4 protein-coding genes are annotated in these 2,903 nt (G+C 38.4%); 3 read left to right on the top strand and 1 reads right to left on the bottom strand.

The annotated features are described in order from the left end of the window. The first annotated feature begins 283 nt into the window (after positions 1 to 283). Entirely contained in the window at positions 284 to 706 is a 423-nt protein-coding gene (locus R6U02_RS06780; RefSeq protein WP_410262856.1) for a cupin domain-containing protein, read from the top strand. A gap of 100 nt (positions 707 to 806) precedes the next feature. On the opposite strand, the gene R6U02_RS06775 is transcribed toward R6U02_RS06780, so the two are convergent. Continuing rightward, the gene (locus tag R6U02_RS06775; protein ID WP_410262855.1) at positions 807 to 1,556 is read right to left on the bottom strand and encodes a sulfite exporter TauE/SafE family protein; all 750 of its coding nucleotides are present in this window, start codon (positions 1,554 to 1,556) and stop codon (positions 807 to 809) included. A gap of 130 nt (positions 1,557 to 1,686) precedes the next feature. Here R6U02_RS06775 and R6U02_RS06770 point away from each other — a divergent pair, with 130 nt between their 5' ends. Next, positions 1,687 to 2,391, top strand: coding sequence for a Crp/Fnr family transcriptional regulator (locus tag R6U02_RS06770; RefSeq protein ID WP_410262854.1), 705 nt, complete (start codon positions 1,687 to 1,689; stop codon positions 2,389 to 2,391). Positions 2,392 to 2,566: 175 nt separating this feature from the next. Next, entirely contained in the window at positions 2,567 to 2,785 is a 219-nt protein-coding gene (locus R6U02_RS06765; RefSeq protein ID WP_410262853.1) for an ArsR/SmtB family transcription factor, read from the top strand. Positions 2,786 to 2,903 lie beyond the last annotated feature (118 nt).

The following is a 2,903-nucleotide window of genomic DNA, read 5'->3' as shown; positions in this document are numbered from 1 at the left end:
GGCTGTCAACAGAGCTCAAAAAATACAAAAAAAATTCAAAAAATTGATCCGTATAAATTTTCCATCTTCAAATTTAAGCGTATAATAAAATTGTAGTCAATAGAGCACATCGATCAATAAAAGTTATTTATAGTTATTGTAAAGTGTGAAGACCCCATAAAGACAGTTTTTTATACTCGTGCAATAACCTTTATGCAGATTCGATGCATATGGGTTGAAATATAAAAGTGATGTGTTATTATTAGATTATAATGATTATAAATAATGAGGAGGAAGATAAGAAATGGAAATAGATTACAAAGACCATGGTAAAGAACCTTATGTTATTGATATCGAAGATGCAACGGAAGATAATGAAAATTACCGTACAACGATTTGGACAGGTGAAAAACTTCAGGTGACATTGATGTCCATCGAACCCGGTGACGATATCGGTCTGGAAGTCCATCACGGTATTGATCAGTTCATCCGCATCGAAGAAGGCAAAGGCGTATGTAAAATGGGTCCTTCAGAAGACAACTTGAACTTTGAAGAAAAAGTTGAAGATGATGATGCAGTGTTTGTTCCAGCTGACATGTGGCACAACATTGAAAATACAGGCGACAAACCGCTTAAATTATATACTATCTATGCTGGACCGGATCATCTTCCAGGAACCGTTCATGCAACGCATCAAGATGCAGAAAACGATCCAAACGAAGATTAAATCATAATTTAAAACTTAGATATTTAGAAAAACCTTCCGGATCAATTAATTGATCCGGAAGGTTTTTTTGACTGTTCTCAATGTTTGGAAACGAAATGAATCAGAAAAAGTCAATAAGGGTAAAGACACCCAGTAAAAGGATAGAAAAGAGAACAACTTTTTTGAATTTTTCTGTTTTTATTCTTGCATAGAGATGATTTCCTGTAAAGATAGCCAGCATAACTGCAGGTAAAGAAAATGCAAAGTAAAAACCTAATTCTCTTGTCCAGAAACCACTTAAAAAATGACTGACTACGATCAATAGACTGGAGAACAAAAAATGGGCTTGAAGTGTATCTTTGAATTTGTTAGGGGACCAGTTACTCATTGTTCCGTAGAGAACGATAGGTATACCATTCATGTTATACGCGCTACCTAACATGCCCGCAGAAAAACCAAAGGGTAGGCTATAATTTGTATTCCTGAATTCTTTTTGAATAGTAAGTTGCTGTCTTTTTGAACCAAGTACCGAATACACTGAATACGATATAAGAAGAACTCCAAGGATCAGACTGATCCATCTTTTTTCAGCATAATTGACCAATAATAAACCAAAGGGAATACCTAGTATCGTTGAAAAAGACAATTTTAAAAGAATCGAACGGTCCAGGTTTTTCCAGCCGGAGAAGATAGAAATGATTGCGACTGTGCACCCCACTAAGCCTACTAATGAAACAGCGGTTGAAAAGGGTATGGGGAGCAACGCGAGTAAGGGCATACTAATTACGGAGTCACCAAAACCGAAAGTAGAACGCATCAGTGAACCTAAAAAGACTGCCCCGATGACTAATATAATTATGGAACTATCCACATGTTTGCCTCCATCAGTTTTTTTGGATACCCTTTAATGTATTAATGACAAGCTTTACTATTGTGTTATTATTTAGGGTAATATATGTATTATAACAGGCAAGAGATCTTTAAGTATAGGAGATGTAAAAATGACTAAGCAAACAGATGAAAATCAGCATACATGCGGTTTATCTCACCAAGGGTGTGTTTCAATGGTTCCGATATTCAATCAGCTGGATACGGATCATCTGGATGAAATTATGAAAGTTGTTGATTCAAAGTCCTTTAAAAAAGGTGAGCTGGTCTACCGGGCAGGAGAGCTGTCTGACGTCTTAACGATTGTGAATAAAGGAAGTCTGCGTATTTACCGGTTATCCGAATCGGGCAAAGAACAACTCGTGCGCGTCTTGAATCCCGGAGAGTTTACAGGAGAATTGGCTCTGTTCAATGAAGCAGTACATGAAAATTATGCGGAAGCCATGGCATCGACCTCGGTCTGCCAAATCACACGTTCATCTCTCCAGAAATTACTGATAAGCTACCCTTCTATTGCCATTAAGATTCTTCAGGAACTGTCTGCTCGCGTGAATCAGAGCGAACAGCAGGCGGCTCGTTTCACAACTGAATCGACAGAACAGCGGTTAGCCTCTTATCTCGTTGATTTAATGGGTCCGGATAACAGATCGGATATGGTAACCCTCCCTTTATCCAAGAAAAATCTAGCTTCATATATTGGAACAACGCCGGAAACAGTGAGTCGGAAATTAAAAGAGTTGGAAGAAATGCAGTTGATCAAACGCATCAGTTCCTCAAAAATCAGGATACTCGATAAAGATAAACTACTGTTTTTATAAGCTTTAAGCTATCGAAACAAACCCGGAGCGACCATGGCCCGGGTTTTTATTTCGCCTTACATGTGAAAAAAGTATAAAGTTCATTGACAGTTATCTATGTAGGGTGTACTCTCTATATAGACGATGTTCTATATAGAGAGCGGTCAATGTTATACCAGCCGATGAAGGAGGATATATGACCGAAGAAGTGACGTATTATGCAGATTTATTTAAAGTTTTGTCAGATGAAACACGCTTGCAGATTTTGCAATTATTATCTAAAGATCAATTGTGTGCCTGTGATATTATCGAAGAATTTAATATTACGCAACCAACATTGTCTTACCATATGAAAATATTGCGAGATAAAAACCTCGTTGTAACCCAACGTGAGGGGAACAGGGTGTATGTGTAACCGGGATATCCCTGCTCCTCGCACCAGTCTTGCCCGGCTTCGTCATCATCCGCGATGACAAGACAGGAGTTTTCAAGCTCGGACGGGTCGACGGGTGCGCCCAACTCAGATAATTTGG

Origin of the sequence: Alkalibacterium sp. (assembly GCF_046484155.1) — a bacterium.
Lineage (GTDB): Bacteria > Bacillota > Bacilli > Lactobacillales > Carnobacteriaceae_A > Alkalibacterium.
Note: the sequence above shows the minus strand (reverse complement) of the source record. Positions and strands in the feature narration are given on the sequence as shown.

What these genes read in the sequence shown, in the direction of transcription:
- R6U02_RS06765 (WP_410262853.1), top strand. Translation starts at nt 2,567, where the DNA reads ATGACCGAAGAAGTGACGTATTATGCAGATTTATTTAAAGTTTTGTCA.
- R6U02_RS06770 (WP_410262854.1), top strand. Translation starts at nt 1,687, where the DNA reads ATGACTAAGCAAACAGATGAAAATCAGCATACATGCGGTTTATCTCAC.
- R6U02_RS06780 (WP_410262856.1), top strand. Translation starts at nt 284, where the DNA reads ATGGAAATAGATTACAAAGACCATGGTAAAGAACCTTATGTTATTGAT.